Source organism: Gordonia sp. NPDC003424 (genome assembly GCF_053588655.1).
The window spans coordinates 220,855-238,502 of record NZ_JBSFQJ010000008.1; the positions used below are offsets into that span (position 1 = coordinate 220,855).

The 17,648-nt window shown below is 66.6% G+C and carries 13 protein-coding genes and 1 pseudogene; 10 read left to right on the top strand and 4 right to left on the bottom strand.

The window, feature by feature from the left end:
* Positions 1-14 precede the first annotated feature (14 nt).
* The 5 genes from ACWDTI_RS14430 (at position 15) to ACWDTI_RS14450 (ending at position 4,707) form a co-directional block, all read left to right on the top strand.
* Entirely contained in the window at positions 15-293 is a 279-nt protein-coding gene (locus ACWDTI_RS14430) for a sarcosine oxidase subunit delta (RefSeq protein ID WP_449738774.1), read from the top strand.
* Positions 290-3,181: a glycine cleavage T C-terminal barrel domain-containing protein gene (locus ACWDTI_RS14435; RefSeq protein ID WP_449738775.1), complete on the top strand. Its 2,892-nt coding sequence runs from the start codon at positions 290-292 to the stop codon at positions 3,179-3,181. Before ACWDTI_RS14430 ends, ACWDTI_RS14435 begins: the two co-directional genes overlap by 4 nt.
* Positions 3,174-3,767, top strand: coding sequence for a sarcosine oxidase subunit gamma (locus ACWDTI_RS14440; protein ID WP_449738776.1), 594 nt, complete (start codon positions 3,174-3,176; stop codon positions 3,765-3,767). The genes ACWDTI_RS14435 and ACWDTI_RS14440 overlap by 8 nt, the downstream gene beginning before the upstream one ends.
* A gap of 22 nt (positions 3,768-3,789) precedes the next feature.
* Positions 3,790-3,957: a hypothetical protein gene (locus ACWDTI_RS14445; RefSeq protein ID WP_449738777.1), complete on the top strand. Its 168-nt coding sequence runs from the start codon at positions 3,790-3,792 to the stop codon at positions 3,955-3,957.
* A gap of 120 nt (positions 3,958-4,077) precedes the next feature.
* Entirely contained in the window at positions 4,078-4,707 is a 630-nt protein-coding gene (locus ACWDTI_RS14450; protein WP_449738778.1) for a GntR family transcriptional regulator, read from the top strand.
* A gap of 100 nt (positions 4,708-4,807) precedes the next feature.
* On the opposite strand, the pseudogene ACWDTI_RS14455 reads toward ACWDTI_RS14450, so the two are convergent.
* The 3 genes and pseudogenes from ACWDTI_RS14455 to ACWDTI_RS14465 form a co-directional block, all read right to left on the bottom strand.
* Positions 4,808-7,108: pseudogene (locus ACWDTI_RS14455) on the bottom strand (FdhF/YdeP family oxidoreductase).
* Positions 7,109-7,143: 35 nt separating this feature from the next.
* Positions 7,144-9,192 carry an oxidoreductase gene (locus ACWDTI_RS14460; protein WP_449738779.1) on the bottom strand — a complete coding sequence of 683 codons (2,049 nt, stop codon included), beginning with the start codon at positions 9,190-9,192 and terminating at the stop codon, positions 7,144-7,146.
* A 121-nt stretch (positions 9,193-9,313) separates the two neighbouring features.
* Complete coding sequence (locus ACWDTI_RS14465) at positions 9,314-9,541, bottom strand: DUF3263 domain-containing protein (RefSeq protein ID WP_449738780.1); 228 nt, start codon at positions 9,539-9,541, stop codon at positions 9,314-9,316.
* A gap of 149 nt (positions 9,542-9,690) precedes the next feature.
* Here ACWDTI_RS14465 and ACWDTI_RS14470 point away from each other — a divergent pair, with 149 nt between their 5' ends.
* From ACWDTI_RS14470 to folP, 5 genes are read left to right on the top strand one after another with little or no spacing between them, the layout of a single operon-like run.
* A complete protein-coding gene (locus ACWDTI_RS14470) occupies positions 9,691-12,156 on the top strand; it encodes a GcvT family protein (protein WP_449738781.1) in 2,466 nt (821 codons plus the stop codon).
* Positions 12,153-12,800, top strand: coding sequence for a cyclodeaminase/cyclohydrolase family protein (locus tag ACWDTI_RS14475; RefSeq protein ID WP_449738782.1), 648 nt, complete (start codon positions 12,153-12,155; stop codon positions 12,798-12,800). Before ACWDTI_RS14470 ends, ACWDTI_RS14475 begins: the two co-directional genes overlap by 4 nt.
* Entirely contained in the window at positions 12,797-13,711 is a 915-nt protein-coding gene (locus tag ACWDTI_RS14480; RefSeq protein ID WP_449738783.1) for a bifunctional 5,10-methylenetetrahydrofolate dehydrogenase/5,10-methenyltetrahydrofolate cyclohydrolase, read from the top strand. Before ACWDTI_RS14475 ends, ACWDTI_RS14480 begins: the two co-directional genes overlap by 4 nt.
* A gap of 49 nt (positions 13,712-13,760) precedes the next feature.
* Complete coding sequence (gene purU / locus ACWDTI_RS14485) at positions 13,761-14,612, top strand: formyltetrahydrofolate deformylase (RefSeq protein WP_449738784.1); 852 nt, start codon at positions 13,761-13,763, stop codon at positions 14,610-14,612.
* A gap of 5 nt (positions 14,613-14,617) precedes the next feature.
* Complete coding sequence (folP, locus tag ACWDTI_RS14490) at positions 14,618-15,490, top strand: dihydropteroate synthase (RefSeq protein WP_449738785.1); 873 nt, start codon at positions 14,618-14,620, stop codon at positions 15,488-15,490.
* Here the strand turns inward: folP and pabB are convergent.
* Positions 15,471-17,603 carry an aminodeoxychorismate synthase component I gene (pabB, locus tag ACWDTI_RS14495; RefSeq protein ID WP_449738786.1) on the bottom strand — a complete coding sequence of 711 codons (2,133 nt, stop codon included), beginning with the start codon at positions 17,601-17,603 and terminating at the stop codon, positions 15,471-15,473. The genes folP and pabB overlap by 20 nt on opposite strands.
* Between the last annotated feature and the right edge of the window lie 45 nt (positions 17,604-17,648).

The following is a 17,648-nucleotide window of genomic DNA, read 5'->3' on the forward strand; positions in this document are numbered from 1 at the left end:
ACTGGAGCCAGACAATGCAACTCATCGAATGTCCCTGGTGCGGACCGCGCGAGGAGACCGAATTCCACTACGGCGGACAGGCGCACGTCGCCTACCCCGAGGACCCGCAGGCCCTCGACGACGAACAGTGGGCCCACTTCGTGTTCTTCCGGGACAACCCCAAGGGTGTCTTCGCCGAACGCTGGAGCCACAACGCCGGATGCCGCCGCTGGTTCAACGCGCTGCGCGACACCGCCACCTACAAATTCCACGACGTGTACCGCCTCGACGAGCAGAAGCCCAGCATCTCATGACCGCACCATTCCGCACCTCCACCGGTGGCCGCGTGGACCGCGACTCCACCCTGACCTTCACCTTCGGTGACCGTGAGCTGACCGGGCATCGCGGTGACACCCTCGCCTCCGCGTTGCTGGCCAACGGCATCCACCAGGTCACCACCAGCATCAAACTCGGCCGCCCCCGCGGCTTCACCGCCGCCTGGGCCGAGGACACCGGTGGCCTCGTGCAGATCGAGGCTCCGTTCCCCGAGCCGATGCTGCTGGCCACCACCGTGGAACTCTTCGACGGCCTCGTCGCCCGCGGCATCCCCGGCCAGGGCCGCCTCGCCGAGATCCCGGACACCGCGAAATACGATGCGACACATGTGCACACGGACGTCCTGATCGCCGGTGCCGGACCCGCGGGGCTGGCCGCCGCACTGACCGCCGCCCGTGCCGGCGCCCGTGTGGTGCTGATCGACGAGCAGAGCGAGGCCGGCGGAGCGCTGCTCGGCACCACCGACACCATCGACGGCCGTCCCGCGCTCGACTGGGTGGCCGACGCCGTCGCCGAACTCGCCACCTATCCCGAGGCGCTGCACCTGCAGCGCACCACTGCCTTCGGCCACTACGACGACGGCTTCGTGCTCGCCCTGGAACGCCGCACCGATCATCTCGGCAACGACGCCCCCGCCGCGATCAGCCGGCAACGGGTGTGGCGGATCCGCGCCCGGCACATCGTCGTCGCGGCCGGCGCCCACGAACGCCCGGTGGTGTTCTCCGACAACGACCGTCCCGGAATCATGTTGGCGCACAGCGCCCGTACCTTCCTGCACCGCTACGGTGTGAAGGTCGGCACGCAGGCCGTGGTGTTCACCACCAACGACAGCGCCTACCTCGCCGCATTCGACCTGCACGATGTCGGTGTCGCGATCAACGCGATCATCGACGCCCGCGACGAGGTCCCGCAGCATCTGTTGGACCACTGCGCCCGGCGCGGCATCACCGTCCGCCCCGGATCCGTGGTGACCGGCACCCGCGGCAACGGCCGGGTCAGCCACGCGCTGGTGTCCGGTACGTCCGGCCCGCCCGTCCTGGCCTGTGACGTGCTCCTCGTGAGCGGCGGCTGGAACCCGGCGGTGCACCTGTTCAGTCAGGCCCGCGGACAGCTGCGCTACGACGACGCACTCGGCGCGTTCGTGCCCGGCGCCGAGCTCGACGGGGTGAGCGTCGCCGGTGCCGCCAACGGTGTCTTCGACACCCCCGGCGACATCCGCGACGGGGAGGAGACCGCGACGACGGCGCTCACCGATCTCGGATTCGAGACTCCCACTGCCACCCCTGACGCCAGCACCCGCTCGTTCAGCAGCGACGAAGCGCTAGCGGAGTCGCGTCGTCGAAACGACGAAACCCCCACCACCCCAGGCCTCGTCCTCTGGCGAGTACCCGAAGGCGACCAGTCAACCCAGTTCGTCGACGTGCAGCGTGACGCCACCGTCGCCGACATCGCCCGCGCGATCGGCGCCGGTATCCGGTCGGTGGAGCACATCAAGCGCTACACCACTATCGGCACCGCGCACGATCAGGGCAAGACGTCGGGCATCATCGCCTCCGGCATCACCTCCGAACTCCTCGGCGAACCGATCCAGGCGTTGGGCACCACCACCTTCCGGCCCCCGTACACGCCGGTGGCGTTCGCCGCGCTCGCCGGCCGCAGCCGCGGCAGCCTGTTCGATCCCGAGCGCATCACCGCGGTCCACGAATGGCACGTCGCCCGCGGAGCGGTGTTCGAGGACGTCGGCATGTGGAAGCGGCCCCGCTACTATCCGCTGCCCGGCGAGGACATGGACACCGCGGTGCTGCGCGAATGTGCTGCTGTCCGAGGCGGAGTCGGCATCCTCGACGGGTCCACGCTCGGCAAGATCGACGTGCAGGGCCCAGACGCCGGGGTGTTCCTGGACATGCTCTACACCAACATGATGAGCACGCTCAAGGTCGGCATGATCCGCTACGGCGTCATGTGCGGTGTGGACGGCATGGTCATCGACGACGGCACCGTGATGCGCCTCGCCGAGGACCGGTATCAGGTGTTCACCACCACCGGCGGTGCCGCCCACATCCTGGACTGGATGGAGGAGTGGCTGCAGACCGAGTGGCCGCACCTGAAGGTGCGGATGACCTCGGTGACCGAGCAGTGGCACACCTTCCCCGTCGTCGGACCCAAATCCCGCGACGTCGTCGGCGCGGTGTTCCCCGACCTCGACGTCAGCAACGACGCGTTCCCGTTCATGGCGTGGCGCGACACCAGCATCGACGGTGTGCACGTCCGGGTCGGGCGGGTCAGCTTCTCCGGCGAATTGGCCTACGAGGTCAACGTCACCGGCTGGCACGCACAAGCGGTGTGGGAGAAGCTGATCGCCGCGGGCGAGCGGTACGGCATCACCCCGTACGGCACCGAGACCATGCACGTGCTGCGCGCCGAGAAGGGCTACCCGATCATCGGGCAGGACACCGACGGCACCGTCACGCCGCAGGATCTGGGCATGAGTTGGGCGGTGTCGAAGAAGAAGCCCGACTTCATCGGCAAGCGGTCGTTCACCCGCGCCGAGAACCTCAATCCGTCGCGCAAGCAATTCGTCGGATTGCTACCGACCGATGCGGACACGGTGCTGCCCGAAGGCGCGCAGATCATCGAGTTCGCCGACGACGGCGAGCTGCCACCGGCTCCCGTCCCGATGCTCGGCCACGTCACCTCGAGCTACCGCAGCGCCGAACTCGGCCGACCGTTCGGCCTGGCGCTGATCAAGGGCGGACACGCCCGCATCGGTGACACCCTGCACGTCCCCGTCGACGGAACCCTCGTCCCCGTCGAGGTCACCAGTTCCGTCCTCGTCGATCCCGAAGGAGCACGCCGCGATGGCTGACACCTTGATCCGCCGCAGCCCGTTGCAGGCCTGGGCATCCCGCCTCGCCGAGGTCCCCGAGTCGGTGACCATCACCGAGGAGCCGTTCGTCACCATGGTCGACCTCTGGGTCGATCCGGCCGGATCGGCCGGTGCCGCGGCGACCGGGGTGCTCGGTCTCGACCGGCTGCCGACGACACCCGGCAGCATCGTCGACGGCCCCGAGGTCTCGGTGATCTGGTTCGGCCCGGAAGAGTTCCTGGTCACCAGCACCACTCTCAACGGTGAGGCTCTGGAAACGTCCCTGCGGGAGGCGATTACGTCGGATGGCGGCGCAGCGGTGGACGTGTCCGCCCAGCGCACCGTGGTCCGGGTGGGCGGCGAGCACGCCCGTGCGATCCTCGCCAAGGGCTGCTCACTGGACCTGCACCCGAATGTCTTCGGCCCCGGCGCTGCGGCGCAGTCAGTGCTCGGACAGGCCGGCGTGGTGATCATCCCGTTGTCCGACAACGGCACCGACTACCGGATCATCGTCCGTTCGTCGTTTGCCGGCTACCTCGCCGACTGGCTGATCGATGCGAGCGAGGAGTTCGGGGTGAGTTGGTAGCTGCTGCCCACCAGGGATCTCGATGCGCTCGTCGCTAGCGCTCCTCGCTTACTCGATCAACGAAATGGCCGCGTACTCGATCAACGACATGGCCGCCCTCCAGGCCGGTCGACTGGCCGCGTACTCGATCAACGAAAAGGGACGTCCTCGCGAACCCGTGCCGCCGCAACCAATCTCGCTGGTCGAGTAAGCCCGCGAGCTTGCGAGCGAGCGCATCGAGACCCAACAGCAGTTCTCTGATATACAATCACCGTGCACTGAAGTTTCAGTGCACGGTGATTGCGTTTCTCTCGACGAAAGGGGCGAGCCGATGGCCGGCAACCGCCTGCTCTCCGACCAGGCCTTCGATGCCATCCGCGACAAGATCGTGTCCCTGGAAATGTCCCCCGGATCCCCAATCGAAGAGGACAAACTCGCCGCGGAACTCGGGTTCGGCCGCACTCCCATTCGCGAAGCGGTCAAGCGTCTCGCTTATGGCCGGCTCGTGATGATCTACCCGCGCAGCGGTAGTTACGTCGCCGACCTCAACATAACCGACCTCAAGGCCGTCTGCGACATCCGTGAACGACTGGAGGGGCTGGCCGCCGAACGCGCCGCCACTGAGGCGACCTATCAAGAGCGACAAGAACTTCAAGAGCTGATCACGGTGCTCGACGCGACCACCGATGCGTCGGTACTCCTCGACCTCGACGTCGACGTGCACCGCGCGATCTACCGGATGTCCCACAACCCATATCTGATCGACGCATTGAGTCAGAATCTCGATCTGTCGCTCCGCATGTGGAACCTGGCCCGCGAGCGCCTCCCCGACCTCAACCACCACGTGCACACGCAATCCGGAGTGCTGCAGGCGATCCTGGACCGCGACGAACAGCGTGCCCGCGAACTCGCGGAGTCACATGTCCGCGAGTTCGAGGACGGCATCCGCACAATGTTTTGAGGTCTGGGTTCGATCGCGCCCCACTCGCGGTTCTTCCGCCGACTCTTGGTTCGTCCACCCCGTGCAGGTTCAGGAGGAACCAAGAGGCGGCGGACGAACTCTACGGAGAAGGCTGCCGCTGCAGCCGGATCGTCACGGCCTTGGAGACCGGCGTGTTCGATTCCCGCGCAACGTGATCGAGCGGGATCAGCGGGTTGGTCTCCGGGTAGTAGGCGGCCGCATTACCGCGTGGCGTGGGATACGGCACGAGCCGGAAGTCGTCGGCACGACGTTCCTCGACGGTCCCGTCGCCCAGGGTCCATTCCGAGATCAGGTCGACCCGGTCGCCGGCGGCGAAACCCAGCGCGGTGATGTCGTCGGGGTGCACCAGGATCACCCGTCGGCCGCCCTAGATACCGCGGTAGCGGTCGTCGAGGCCGTAGATGGTGGTGTTGTACTGATCGTGGCTGCGCATCGTCTGCAGGATGAGTCGGCCGTCGGGAACGGGCAGCCAATAGAGGTCGTGAGCGACGAAATTGGCTTTGCCGGTGCGGGTTTCGAAGCGACGGCCGTCGCGCGGCGGGTGCGGCAGCACAAAGCCGTCGGGTTGGCGGACGCGGGTGTTGAAGTCCTCGAAGCCCGGGATGACGCGCGAGATGGAGTCGCGGATGCTGTCGTAGTCGCCGGCGAAGCGGGCCCACGGCACCGGGTGGGACTCGCCCAGCAGGACCTGGGCGAGTTCACACACGATGCACACCTCGGAGCGCAGGTGTTCGCTCGCCGGTTTCAGTCCGCCGCGGGACAGATGCACAGCAGACATCGAATCTTCCACACTGACAAGCTGTTTACGACCGCTGGAGAGGTCCTTGTCGGTGCGGCCGAGCGACGGCAGGATCAGTCCGGTCCGCCCGGCGACCACGTGGGAGCGGTTCAGCTTGGTGGACACCTGCACGGTCAGCGAACACTGGCGCAGTGCGGCTTCGGTGACCTCGGTGTCGGGGGTGGCGGCGACGAAGTTGCCGCCCATCGCCATGAACACGCCGACGCCTCCGTCGCGCATGGCACGGATTGCGTCGACGGCGTCGTAGCCGTGCTTGCGGGGACTGGTGATGCCGAACTCGGCGTCGAGCGCGTCGAGGAACGCATCGGGCATCTTCTCCCAGATGCCCATAGTGCGGTCGCCCTGGACGTTGGAGTGTCCGCGCACCGGACACACACCTGCGCCCGGTTTGCCCATCATTCCGCGCATCAGCAGCAGGCTGGTGGCGTCTTGAATCGTCGCCACCCCGTGGGTCTGCTGGGTGAGCCCCATCGCCCAGCAGATGATGGTCTTCGACGACCGGATCAGTGCGTCGGCGGTCTCGTCGAGCTGCTCGCGGGTAAGCCCCGTCGCGCGGATGATCTCGTCGAGGTCGACCTTGCGGATCTGCGCGGCGTAGTCGTCGAAGCCGGCGCAGTGCTCGTCGATGAACGCCTGGTCGAGCACGCTGCCGGGGGTGAGGTCCTCGGCGTCGAGGAGCAGTCTGGCCAGCCCCTGGAACAGGGCCTGGTCGCCGCCGATCCGGATCTGCAGGAACTCGTCGGCGATCGACACGCCGTCGCCGACGACACCGTGCACTTTCTGCGGGTCCTTGAACCGCAACAACCCCGCCTCGGGCAGCGGATTGATGGCGATGATCTTGGCGCCGTTGGCTTTCGCCTTCTCCAGCACCGACAGCATGCGCGGATGGTTGGTGCCGGGGTTCTGCCCGGCGATGAGGATGAGGTCGGCCTCTTCGAGGTCGGGCACCGACACCGAGCCCTTGCCGATGCCGATGCTGTCGACCAGCGCACTGCCCGAGGATTCGTGGCACATGTTGGAGCAGTCGGGCATGTTGTTGGTGCCGTACGCGCGAATCATCAACTGGTAGACGAACGCCGCCTCGTTCGAGGTCCGGCCCGAGGTGTAGAACGCTGCGGCGTCGGGGGTGTCGAGGGCGCGCAGTTCGTCGGCGATGAGCTGATACGCGTCGTCCCAGTCGATAGGCGTGTAGTGCGTCGCGCCGGGCCGCAGCACCATCGGGTGGGTGAGTCGGCCTTGCTGCCCGAGCCAGTACTCGGTCCGGGTGAGCAGGTCGGCGACCGGGTGCGCGGCAAAGAAGTCGGGTCCCACGCGCCGCCTGGTGGCCTCCTCGGCGACCGCCTTGGCTCCGTTCTCGCAGAACTCGGCATGCTTGCGGTGGCCGGGCGTCTCGGGCCAGGCACAGCCCGGGCAGTCGAAACCGTTGCGCTGATTCAGCTTTGCCAGGGTCCGCGCGGTACGGACCACACCCATCTGTTCCAGTCCGCGCTGCAAGGACACCTTGACGGCGGGTATCCCTGCGGCGTAGGACTTTTCGTGGGTGACGACGACGTCGGCCTCGTCGAACTCGTAACGGTCGATGGTACTAACGCCTTCCAGTATCGCCGAGCCGCGAATCAGAGCACCAGGCAGAGCCGGAATGCGTCGTAGATCGCGGCGTGGATGTTGCGACTCGCGACGGCGTCGCCGAGCCGGAAGAGCTGATAGGAGCCCTCGGTATTGCGGGACACCTCTTGGGGTCGGGTATCGAGCAGCGCCTGCTGATCGACCTCACCGAGGTTGGTCGAACCGGGCACGAGCTCGAAGTACAGGTCGTCGAGCGGCAGCGTCCCATGTTCGACGACCACCTGGTCGACGACGCGCTGCCGGGTGACCTTCGCGTACTCGTTGTAGAGATCCACTTCGAGGCGCCCATCCTTGCGACGCACGCCGGTCACCCGTTCGTTGAGGGTGACCCGCACGTCGTGCTCGGCGAAGGCCTTGAAGTAGCCCGGGTAGTTGACGCCACCGACGTCGGGGGCGAGAGTCCTTTCCGGCGTGACGAATTCGACCGGCGATCCGGCGCGGGCGATCACCTCGGCGACGTCGAGGCCGGGGTGGCCGCCGTTGTCGTCGTAGAGCAGTACGTCGCCGCGTGGGCGGACCGCGCCGCACAGGATGTCCCAGCCGTCGGTGACGAGTTGTGCTCCCTCGTCGAGGAATTCGGTGTTCGGCATACCGCCGGTGGCGATCACCACGACGTCGGGGTTCTCGGCGAGGATGTCGTCGGCCTCGGCGTAGCTACTCATCCGGATGTCGACGTCGAGGAGTTTGCACTCGGCGAGGCGCCATTCGACGATGCTGATCAGATCCCGTCGGCGCGGAGACGACGCGGCGAGACGGACCTGTCCGCCCGCGTGGTCGGCGGCCTCGAACACGATGACCCGGTGTCCGCGTTCGCCCAGCACGCGCGCGGCCTCGAGTCCGGCCGGTCCGGCCCCGACGACAACCGCGGTTTTGCGCGGGCCGGTCGACGCGGGCACGTTGTGCGGCAGCCGATCCTCGCGGCCGGTGGACGGATTATGGATGCACTTGGCGTCGCGGTTCTGATAGATCTCGTCGAGGCAGTAGGTGGCGCCGACGCAGGGTCGGATGCGATCCTCCTCCCCCGCTTGCATTTTCGCGACGATATGCGGATCGGCCATGTGCGCGCGGGTCATGCCGACGAGGTCGACGAGTCCGTCGCGGATGGCGTGCCGGGCGGTGGCGACGTCGTTGATGCGGGAGGCGTGCATGACCGGGATGTCGATCGCCGCCTTGACCGCGCCGGCGAACTCCAGATGAGGTGCGACCGGCGTACCCATCGGCGGGATGACCCGCGAGAGTGCCTCGTCGCTGGCCATGTAGCCCTTGATGACGCTGACGAAGTCGATGCCCTCGGCGCTGACGCGCTTGAGGATCTCGAGCCCTTCGTCGTAGCGGAGTCCGCCGGGCATGTCCTCGTCGAGCGCCATCCGGATGCCGACGGCGAAGTCGGGGCCGGCGGCTTCGCGCACGGCGCGAATGACGCGGAGCGGGAAGCGAAGTCGGTCCTCGAGGTTGCCGATGCCGTACTCGTCGTCGCGGGTGTTGGTCAGCGGCGACCACCACGAGTCGAGGAGGTGGGTGTAGGCCTCGAGTTCGATGCCGTCAAGGCCGGCTTCGCGGCAGCGGGAGGTCGCGTCGGCGTAGGCCTTGACGATGCGGTCCAGATCCCACTCCTCGGCTGCCTTCGGGAAGGCGCGGTGGGCGGGTTCACGGATGGGCGACGGCGCGATCACCGGCAGCCAGTCGCCGTCGTAGTTGCTGGTGCGACGCCCGAGGTGGGTGATCTGGCACATGACCGCCGCGCCGTTCTCGTGCACTCCGTAGGCGAGTTCGCGCAGCCACGGCACGATCTCGTCCTTGTAGACGTGCAGGTTGCCGAAGGCGGCCGGGCTGTCGGGCGCGACGACAGCGGACCCACCCATCATGGTCAGGCCGATGCCGCCCTTGGCCTTTTCCTCGTGGTACAGGCGGTAGCGCCGCTTGGGCATCCCATCCTCGGTGTAGGCAGGCTCGTGCGACGTGCTGACCACCCGATTGCGCAGCGTGACGTTCTTCAGGGTGAACGGCTGAAGCAACGGATCGATGATCTGGGAAGACATACTGGTCTGTCCTTCTGAAATATTTGACGGTCCTGCTAACACATTATCTTGTGGGTAATGTATGTCACATCAACCACCTCGTCAACCGCTGACGGATGCCCCTCCCGGCTCGACGCACCCGTCACGAACACAGCCACAACCGGCGTGCCGCAACGGCCCGCATCCGCGCGACCCGCCGCGACGACACCCCATCCGGATTTGCGTCAAGCGCCGAGCTCAAGCGGGTGAAGAACTCCCGCTCGGACAGTCCGAACCTCTCGCGGATCTCTCGCGCCGGACCTCCCCCATATAGATGCCAGCGGCTGGCGTACCGCAGGATCTCCGGGTCGGCAGATTGTGGTGAGGCCATCGCGCTCGCTCCGTTTCACTTTCCGCTCCCGATTGGGCCGGTTGGGGGGTTGACCCGGAGCGCACTCCGACCCTAGCATTTTGATATATCAATTGCCGAGTACTGATCGGCTACGAAATTTCCACACCACCTACGTAGGAGACAGCTTCATGGGATCACCTCGTGTCGTGATCATCGGGGCCGGCATCGTCGGTACGAACCTCGCGGATGAATTGACCGTTCGGGGATGGGATCAGGTCACCGTGCTCGATCAGGGTCCGCTGCCGCTGACCGGCGGGTCCACCTCGCATGCACCCGGACTGGTGTTCCAGACGACGCCGTCGAAGACGATGACGCAGCTCGCGAAGTACACCGGCGAGAAGTTCCGGGGTCTCGATGTCGACGGGCAGTGGTGTTTCAACCCGGTCGGCGGGCTGGAGGTCGCGACGACCGAGGCCCGGCTGGCTGATCTGTATCGCAAGCAGGGGTGGGCGACGTCCTGGGGCGTCGAGGGTCGGGTCATCGATCCCGAGGAGTGCGCCAAGCTCCATCCGCTGCTCGATCCGACCCGCATCCTCGGTGGCCTGCATGTCGAGACCGACGGTCTGGCCAAGGCCGCCCGCGTCGTCGTGGCGCTGACCCGTCGCACACAGAGTCGTGGCGCGGTCTTCCACGGTTCGACCAAGGTCACCGGCATCGAGCACAGCGGCGGACGGGTCACCGGCGTCGTCACCGACAACGGCGTGGTCCCGGCCGACATCGTGGTGTCGTGCGGCGGTTTCTGGGGCGCGGAGCTCGGCGAACTGATCGGCATGCCGGTGCCGTTGCTCCCGCTGGCGCACCAGTACGCCAAGACACGCCAGATTCCCGAACTGGTCGGCCGCAACACCGAGGCGTCCGAGGCCGGCTTCCCCATCCTGCGCCACCAGGACCAGGACCTGTACTTCCGCGAGCACGTCGACCGTCTCGGCATCGGCTCCTATGCGCACCGTCCGATGCCTGCCGACCTGAGCACGCTTCCCGGCGGCGAGGTCGGTGAAGACGCAATGCCGTCGATGCTCGCCTTCACCGATGAGGACTTCGCTCCGGCGTGGGCGGAATGCCAGAAGTTGTTGCCCTGCTTGGAGACCGCCGAGATCGATCCGGCCACCGCCTTCAACGGCATCTTCTCCTTCACCCCCGACGGTGGTCCGCTGATCGGGGAGTCCCCCGACGTCGCGGGCTTCTGGATCGCCGAGGCCGTCTGGGTCACCCATTCCGCCGGCGTTGCCCGGTCGGTGGCCCAGCTCCTCGTCGAGGGCCGCTCTGAGATCGAGCTGCACGGCTGCGACGTGCACCGCTTCGAGGAGATCCAGCTCGATCCCGGCTACGTGTCGGAGACCTCGCAGCAGAACTTCGTCGAGATCTACGACGTGATGCATCCGTTGCAGCCCAAGGAGTCTCCGCGCAATCTTCGGGTGAGCCCGTTCCACGCGCGGCAGGTCGAACTCGGTGCCTTCTTCCTCGAGGGCGGCGGCTGGGAACGTCCCCACTGGTACGAGGCCAACGCACCGCTGCTCGACGAACTACCGGCCGAGTGGCAGCCGCCGGCCCGCGACGACTGGGCAGCGATGTTCCACTCCCCCATCGCGGCCGCCGAGGCGTGGAAGACCCGCACCGCGGTCGCGATGTACGACATGACCCCGCTCAAGCGGTTGGAGGTCTCCGGACCGGGTGCCCTCGAGCTGCTCGAGCGTCTCACCACCGGCAAGATGGACAAGTCCGTCGGCTCGGTCACCTACACGCTGGCACTCGACGCCGCCGGCGGCGTCCGCAGCGACCTCACCGTTGCACGCTTGTCCGACAACGTTTTCCAGGTCGGCGCCAACAGCAACCTGGACCTCGACCACCTGCGCCGCCAGGCACCCGACGACAACTCGGTGTCGATCCGCGACATCACCGGCGGCACATGCTGCATCGGTCTCTGGGGGCCGTATGCCCGCGAGATCGTCGAGGCACTGTCGCGCGACGACTTCAGCAATGAAGGCTTCAAGTACTTCCGCGCCAAGCAGGTGCGCATCGGCGGCATCCCCGTCACCGCGATGCGACTGTCCTATGTCGGCGAACTCGGTTGGGAGCTCTACACATCCGCCGAGTACGGCCAGAAGCTGTGGGACGTGTTGTGGGCGCAGGGCCAAGAACGCGGCATCATCGCCGGCGGGCGCGCGGCGTTCAACAGTCTGCGCATGGAGAAGGGCTACCGCTCCTGGGGCACCGACATGACCACCGAACACAACCCGTACGAGGCCGGCCTCGGCTTCGCGGTGCGTCTGCAGAAGGGTGACTTCGTCGGCCGCGACGCGATCGAGGGCATCTCCGACGACACCGTCGAACGACGACTCGCGTGTCTGACCATCGACGACAAGACCACCGTCGTCCTCGGGTCAGAGCCGGTCTATGTCGACGGCGAGCCTGCCGGGTACGTCACCAGCGCAGCCTTCGGGCACACCGTCGGAGCGCCCATCGCGTATGCCTGGTTGCCGTCGTCGACCACGATCGGCGGCTCCGTCGAGATCGGCTACTTCGATCGGCGTGTCCGGGCGACCGTCGTCGCCGAGCCCCTCGTCGACCCCGAGATGAAGAAGATCCGCTCGTGACCCTCACCTCGCCCGCGCTCACCGTGCGCGATCAGTCGATCACCGGATATCTCGACGCGCTGGCCGCCAAGGTACCCGCACCCGGCGGCGGCGCGGCGGCCGCAGTCCACCTCGCGCAGGCGGCGGCTCTCGTGTCGATGGTCGCCAACTACACGACCGGACCGAGGTACGCCACCTACGAGGCGTTGGTGGAGGGCATCGGGGACCGTGCCGAGATCGCCCGAGAACGCGCCCTTGAACTGGCCGAGGCCGACATGGCCGCGTTCACCGGTGTCATCGAGTCGTACAAGCTGCCCAAGGGCACCGCCGACGAGAAGGCAGCCCGATCGGCGGCGATCGGCCGGGCCGCCGCTCGTGCCGCCGAGGTTCCGGCCGACGTGATCACCACGGCGACAATCGTTCTCGAGCTGACCGAGGATCTGCTGCCGGTCGCCAACCTCAATGTCATCAGCGACGTCGCGGCCGCTGCCGACGCCGCTCGCGCCGCGGCGACCACCGCACGGGTGAACGTCGAGATCAACCTGGGATCGATCGCCGACCCCGCGGTGCGCGAGTCGCTGTCCGCCCGCACCGACCACGTCGACGACCTCGCCCGCCGCGCTGACGCCGTCAACGCCCGAATACGAAAGCTGTTGAATCCATGACCCGGAACCTCAGTGGTTCAGAGTTGTCGAAGTCCATCCGAGCCGACGTCACGCAAGGCGTCGCCACCCTGGCCGCGCAGGAGGTGACACCTCGGCTCGCGGTGGTCACCGCGACGGACGACGAGTCGACCGCCTGGTACGTTCGATCGATCGCCGGCGCCGCGGCGAAGGTCGGGATCGAGTGCGACGTCGTTGCGCTCGGCCCGCACGCCGACACCGCCGAGATCCGTTCCACGCTGGCAGAGTTGAGTGCGAATGCGGCCGTCCACGGCATCATCCTCCAGACACCGCTACCGGCCGACACCGACATGTCGTTGCTGCGCAACGCCATTGCTCCGGACAAGGACGTCGACGGGGCCAACCCGGTGAGTCTCGGCCGCCTACTCGCGGGTGAGCGGGCCTTCGCACCCGCCACGGCCCAAGCGGTGGTGGACCTGCTCGACCACCACGAGATCGAACTTCGTGGTCGCACAGTGGCCGTCGTAGGCCGTTCCCTGGTGGTGGGCACGCCCGTCGCGAACATGCTGGTCGGCCGCGACGCGACGGTCACCGTATGTCACCATCACACAACGGATCTGCCGGCGAGCACCGCCCACGCCGACATCGTCGTGGTGGCCGTCGGCCGGCCGGGTCTGATCGTCGAACAGCACATCGCCGACGGGGCTTTCGTCATCGACGTCGGCACGACCGCCACCGACGACGGACGACTGCTCGGCGACGTCGACGCCGAATCCGTCGCCGGCCGGGCCGGTGGCCTCACCCCGGTCCCCGGCGGGGTCGGACCGGTGACCACCGCACTGCTTCTCGCCAATACCGTCACCGCAGCGATCAACCTGACCGCTGCCGAAGCCATCACCGCTGCAACAGACATGCTCACCACCGCAACGCTCGGTTGTGCGGCCGGTCTGTGACCACCAATCGTCATCATCCGGTCTCCGGGACCGGATTCAGGAGGCCCTCATGACCCACACCTTCACTCTCACACTCAGCTGTCCCCAACGTCCGGGAATCGTCCACGCGGTCACCTCATTCCTCTTCGGACGCAACTGCGACATCGCCGAACACCAGCAGTTCGACGATCCTCGCAGCCAGGCATTCTTCATGCGCACCACGTTCAACTGCGTGGACGGTTGCGGCGACGTCGACGAGCTGACCGAGCAGTTCGCCGAGGTCGCCGGCGACTTCGGGATGACCTACCGCTTCGACGGCAGCGAACAGCCGCGCGTGGTCGTCATGGTGTCGAAGCTGGGACACTGTCTCAACGATTTGATATTTCGTTGGCGTGCAGGAACTCTCGGTGGCGATCTGGTCGCCGTCGTATCCAATCACGAGATCCTGCGCCCGATGGCGGAGGCCGCAGACCTGCCGTTCCATCACATCCCGGTCACACCGGAGACGAAGCCCGAGGCGGAGGCCCGACTGCTCGAACTCGTCGACGACATCGACGCAGACCTCGTCGTGCTGGCCCGCTACATGCAGGTGCTGTCCGATGACGCGTGTAACGAGTTGCGCGGCAAGGCAATAAACATCCATCACTCGTTCCTGCCCGGTTTCAAGGGCGCCAAGCCCTACCACCAGGCGTACGACCGTGGCGTCAAACAGGTCGGCGCCACAGCGCATTACGTGACACCGGATCTCGACGAGGGTCCGATCATCGAGCAGGAGGTCATCCGCATCGACCATTCCTACGATCCGGCCCGCCTGGCCACGGTGGGCCAGGATGCCGAGGCCCTGGCACTGTCGCGCGCAGTCCGCTGGCATTGCCAGAACCGGGTCCTCCTTGACGGCCACCGCACCGTCGTCTTCAGCTGATCCCGATGACCCTGCCCGCACAGGCCACCATCGCCGCGCAACGCATCGATCGACTCACCGACAGGATCGCCGGGCCGGAACCGGTGATCTGCGGGATCGTCAACGTCACCCCGGACTCCTTCTCCGACGGTGGCCGCCACCTGCGACCACGCGAGGCAGTTCGGCATGCCCGGCAGTTGGTGGCCGAGGGCGCCGAGATGCTGGACATCGGCGGCGAGTCCACGAGGCCGGGAGCGGTCGCGCCGACCCCGGGTGAGGAGTACGACCGGGTCATTCCGGTGATCGAGGCCGTCCGGAACTCTCTCGACGTACCGATTTCGGTCGACACCTCACATCCCGACATCATGCGCGCGGCGGTCGACGCCGGCGGAACGATGGTCAACGATGTTCGGGCACTGCGAGAACCGGGAGCTCTCGAGACCGCGGCGGAACTGCGGGTGCCGGTCTGCCTCATGCACATGCGCGGTGGACCGAGGACGATGCAGGATCGACCTGAGTACGTCGATGTGGTCGACGAAGTGCGCCGGTTCCTGATCGACCGTGTCACGACCTGCTGTGACGCGGGCATTCCGTCCGAACACCTGGTCGTCGATCCCGGCTTTGGTTTCGGAAAGACGTTGGCGCACAACCTGGAGCTGCTGAGGTCGTTGCACCGGTTTGCCGACATCGGCCTGCCCGTGATGGTGGGTCTGTCACGCAAGGGGATGCTCGGCGCCATCACCGGCCGCGATACCGGTGACCGCGTCGTCGCCTCGGCGACGGCGGCGATGATCGCCGCCCGCGGCGGCGCCTCGATCCTGCGCGTCCACGATGTCGCGGCCACGGTCGATGCGATTGCCGTCGGACGAGCGGCCGGCACTATCCGCGGGGCGTGCTGACCGGAGCCGCGTCCGCCACATCGGGAAGCCCACCGATCGCCTGATACGAGGATGCAGCCTTGACGACGATCTCGTCGTACTCGTCGTCCGGATCGGACAGTGCGGTGATCGCGCCGCCGACACCGAACTCGATCTGCGTCCCGGAACACACCATGGTGCGAATCACCACCGACAGGTCGACCGCGCCCGACAACGACATGTAGCCGAGGGCGCCCGAATAGATCCCCCGGGGACCATCCTCGAGTTCGTCAAGGATGGCCATGGTGCGAACCTTCGGCGCGCCGGTCATCGACCCTGCCGGGAACAACGCGCGGATCGTATCCACCGGGTGCACGTCGCAGCGCAGAGTGCCACGAACCGAGGACACGAGCTGATGCACCGTCGCAAAGGATTTCACCTCGAAGAGGTCTGGGACATGCACCGACCCCGTCTCACAGACACGCGCCAGGTCGTTTCGCACCAGGTCGACGATCATCAGATTCTCTGCACGTTCCTTCTCGCTGTTGCGCAGGGTATTCCGAAGTGCTGCATCCTCGCTCGAGGTTCTGCCGCGTGGTCTCGTTCCTTTGATCGGCGCGGACTCGACGCTTCGATCGGGCCGGATGCGCAGGAATCGTTCGGGCGAGGCACTGACCACCGACAGCTCGCCGAACTCGAGGAGCGCTGCATACGGCACCGGGTTGAGCGCCCGGACGCGGCCGAATAGCGCAACCTGGTCCGAAACCTCATCGAGCGTCACGTGATTGGTGAGACAGACCTCGTAGGTCTCGCCCGCCCGGATCAGATCCTGACTGGCCTCGATCAACGAGTGGTAGCTCGCGGCGGAATGCCGGAAGCGGGGGCGGATCCGTGCTGACGCGGGTGTCGGTGACGAGGCCACGGACGTAGGTTCTTCCGCGACGTCGAGCAGTTGAGCAGACGTGGTGTCCATCCAGTTCCGTAGCGCAGCGACGTCGGCCTGGGTCTCGTCTCCGCTGCGCAGCGCCACCAGGAAAGTGGCGTGTCGGGTGTGGTCGATGACGACCGCCCGGTCGGCGAACACCAGTCCGGCATCGGGCTGCTGGGCGCGATGCGCTGCGCGGCCACCGGTCTCCGCTTTGAGTTCGTACCCCAGATAGCCGACGTAACCCAGATGGAAGTCGAACGGCAGCGACGGGTCATCGGGGACGTGACGCTCCCGCAGTCGACGCTTGAGATAGTCGAAGATCGAAGAGACGCGAACAACATCCTCGCGGGCTCGACTCTCGACTCGAACGGTCTTGGAGGTGACGTCGTATGTCAGATATTCGGCGAGCCGACCTGTCGCGTCTCCCATGATCGTGATCGCTTCACTCGCCTCGCGTCGCGCGGTTCCGTCGAGCCAGAACGCACCTCGACGACCGGCGAACAGTCGAGCATAGGTGCCAGACGGGTCGGGTTCGTGGGAGAGTCGGCGAACTTCCAAGGCGTAGCGACGGTTCGGCCGCTGCCGGAGCGTGGGTCGTGCACAGCACGACCGCGCACACGTTGCCGGTACAGCCGATGCGGTGGGCTGCTCCGACGCCTTTGTCAGGTTGCGAAAGTTCGACATGAGGGTGCGACCATGATCGCTGGCAATGGACTCGGGATGGAACTGCACGCCCCAGATCGGCCGGTGGCGATGTTTGATCGCCATCACCAGACCATCGACCGTGGTGGCCAGCACCTCCAATTCGTCTGGGAGGTCGTCCACGATCAGCGAGTGGTACCGCACCATCGAGACCGGAGAAGGTATACCCGCGAACAGGTCCGCCCGGTTGTGGAAGACGGGTGAGATGCGGCCGTGGACCGGCTCAGGAGCGCGATGAACACTCGCGCCGAAGGCAGCTCCGATGCCCTGATGCCCGAGACACACCCCGAGGATCGGTACGGGAGCGCGGGCGATCACCTCCGTCGCGATCCCGAAGTCAGACGGGTTCGTGGGATTACCTGGACCGGGCGCAATGATGACGTTGTCGAAGTGCGACCAGTCGATCGCCTGGTACTCGACGTCGTGGTTGACCACCACCGGTGCGCACTCGTTGACCTGAGTCGCGAGATCGACGAGGTTGTACGTGAACGAATCGTAGTTGTCGACGATCAACGTCCGGATCATGCGCCACACCCAACAATCTGCCCGCGAATATATTCGCCATTGAAC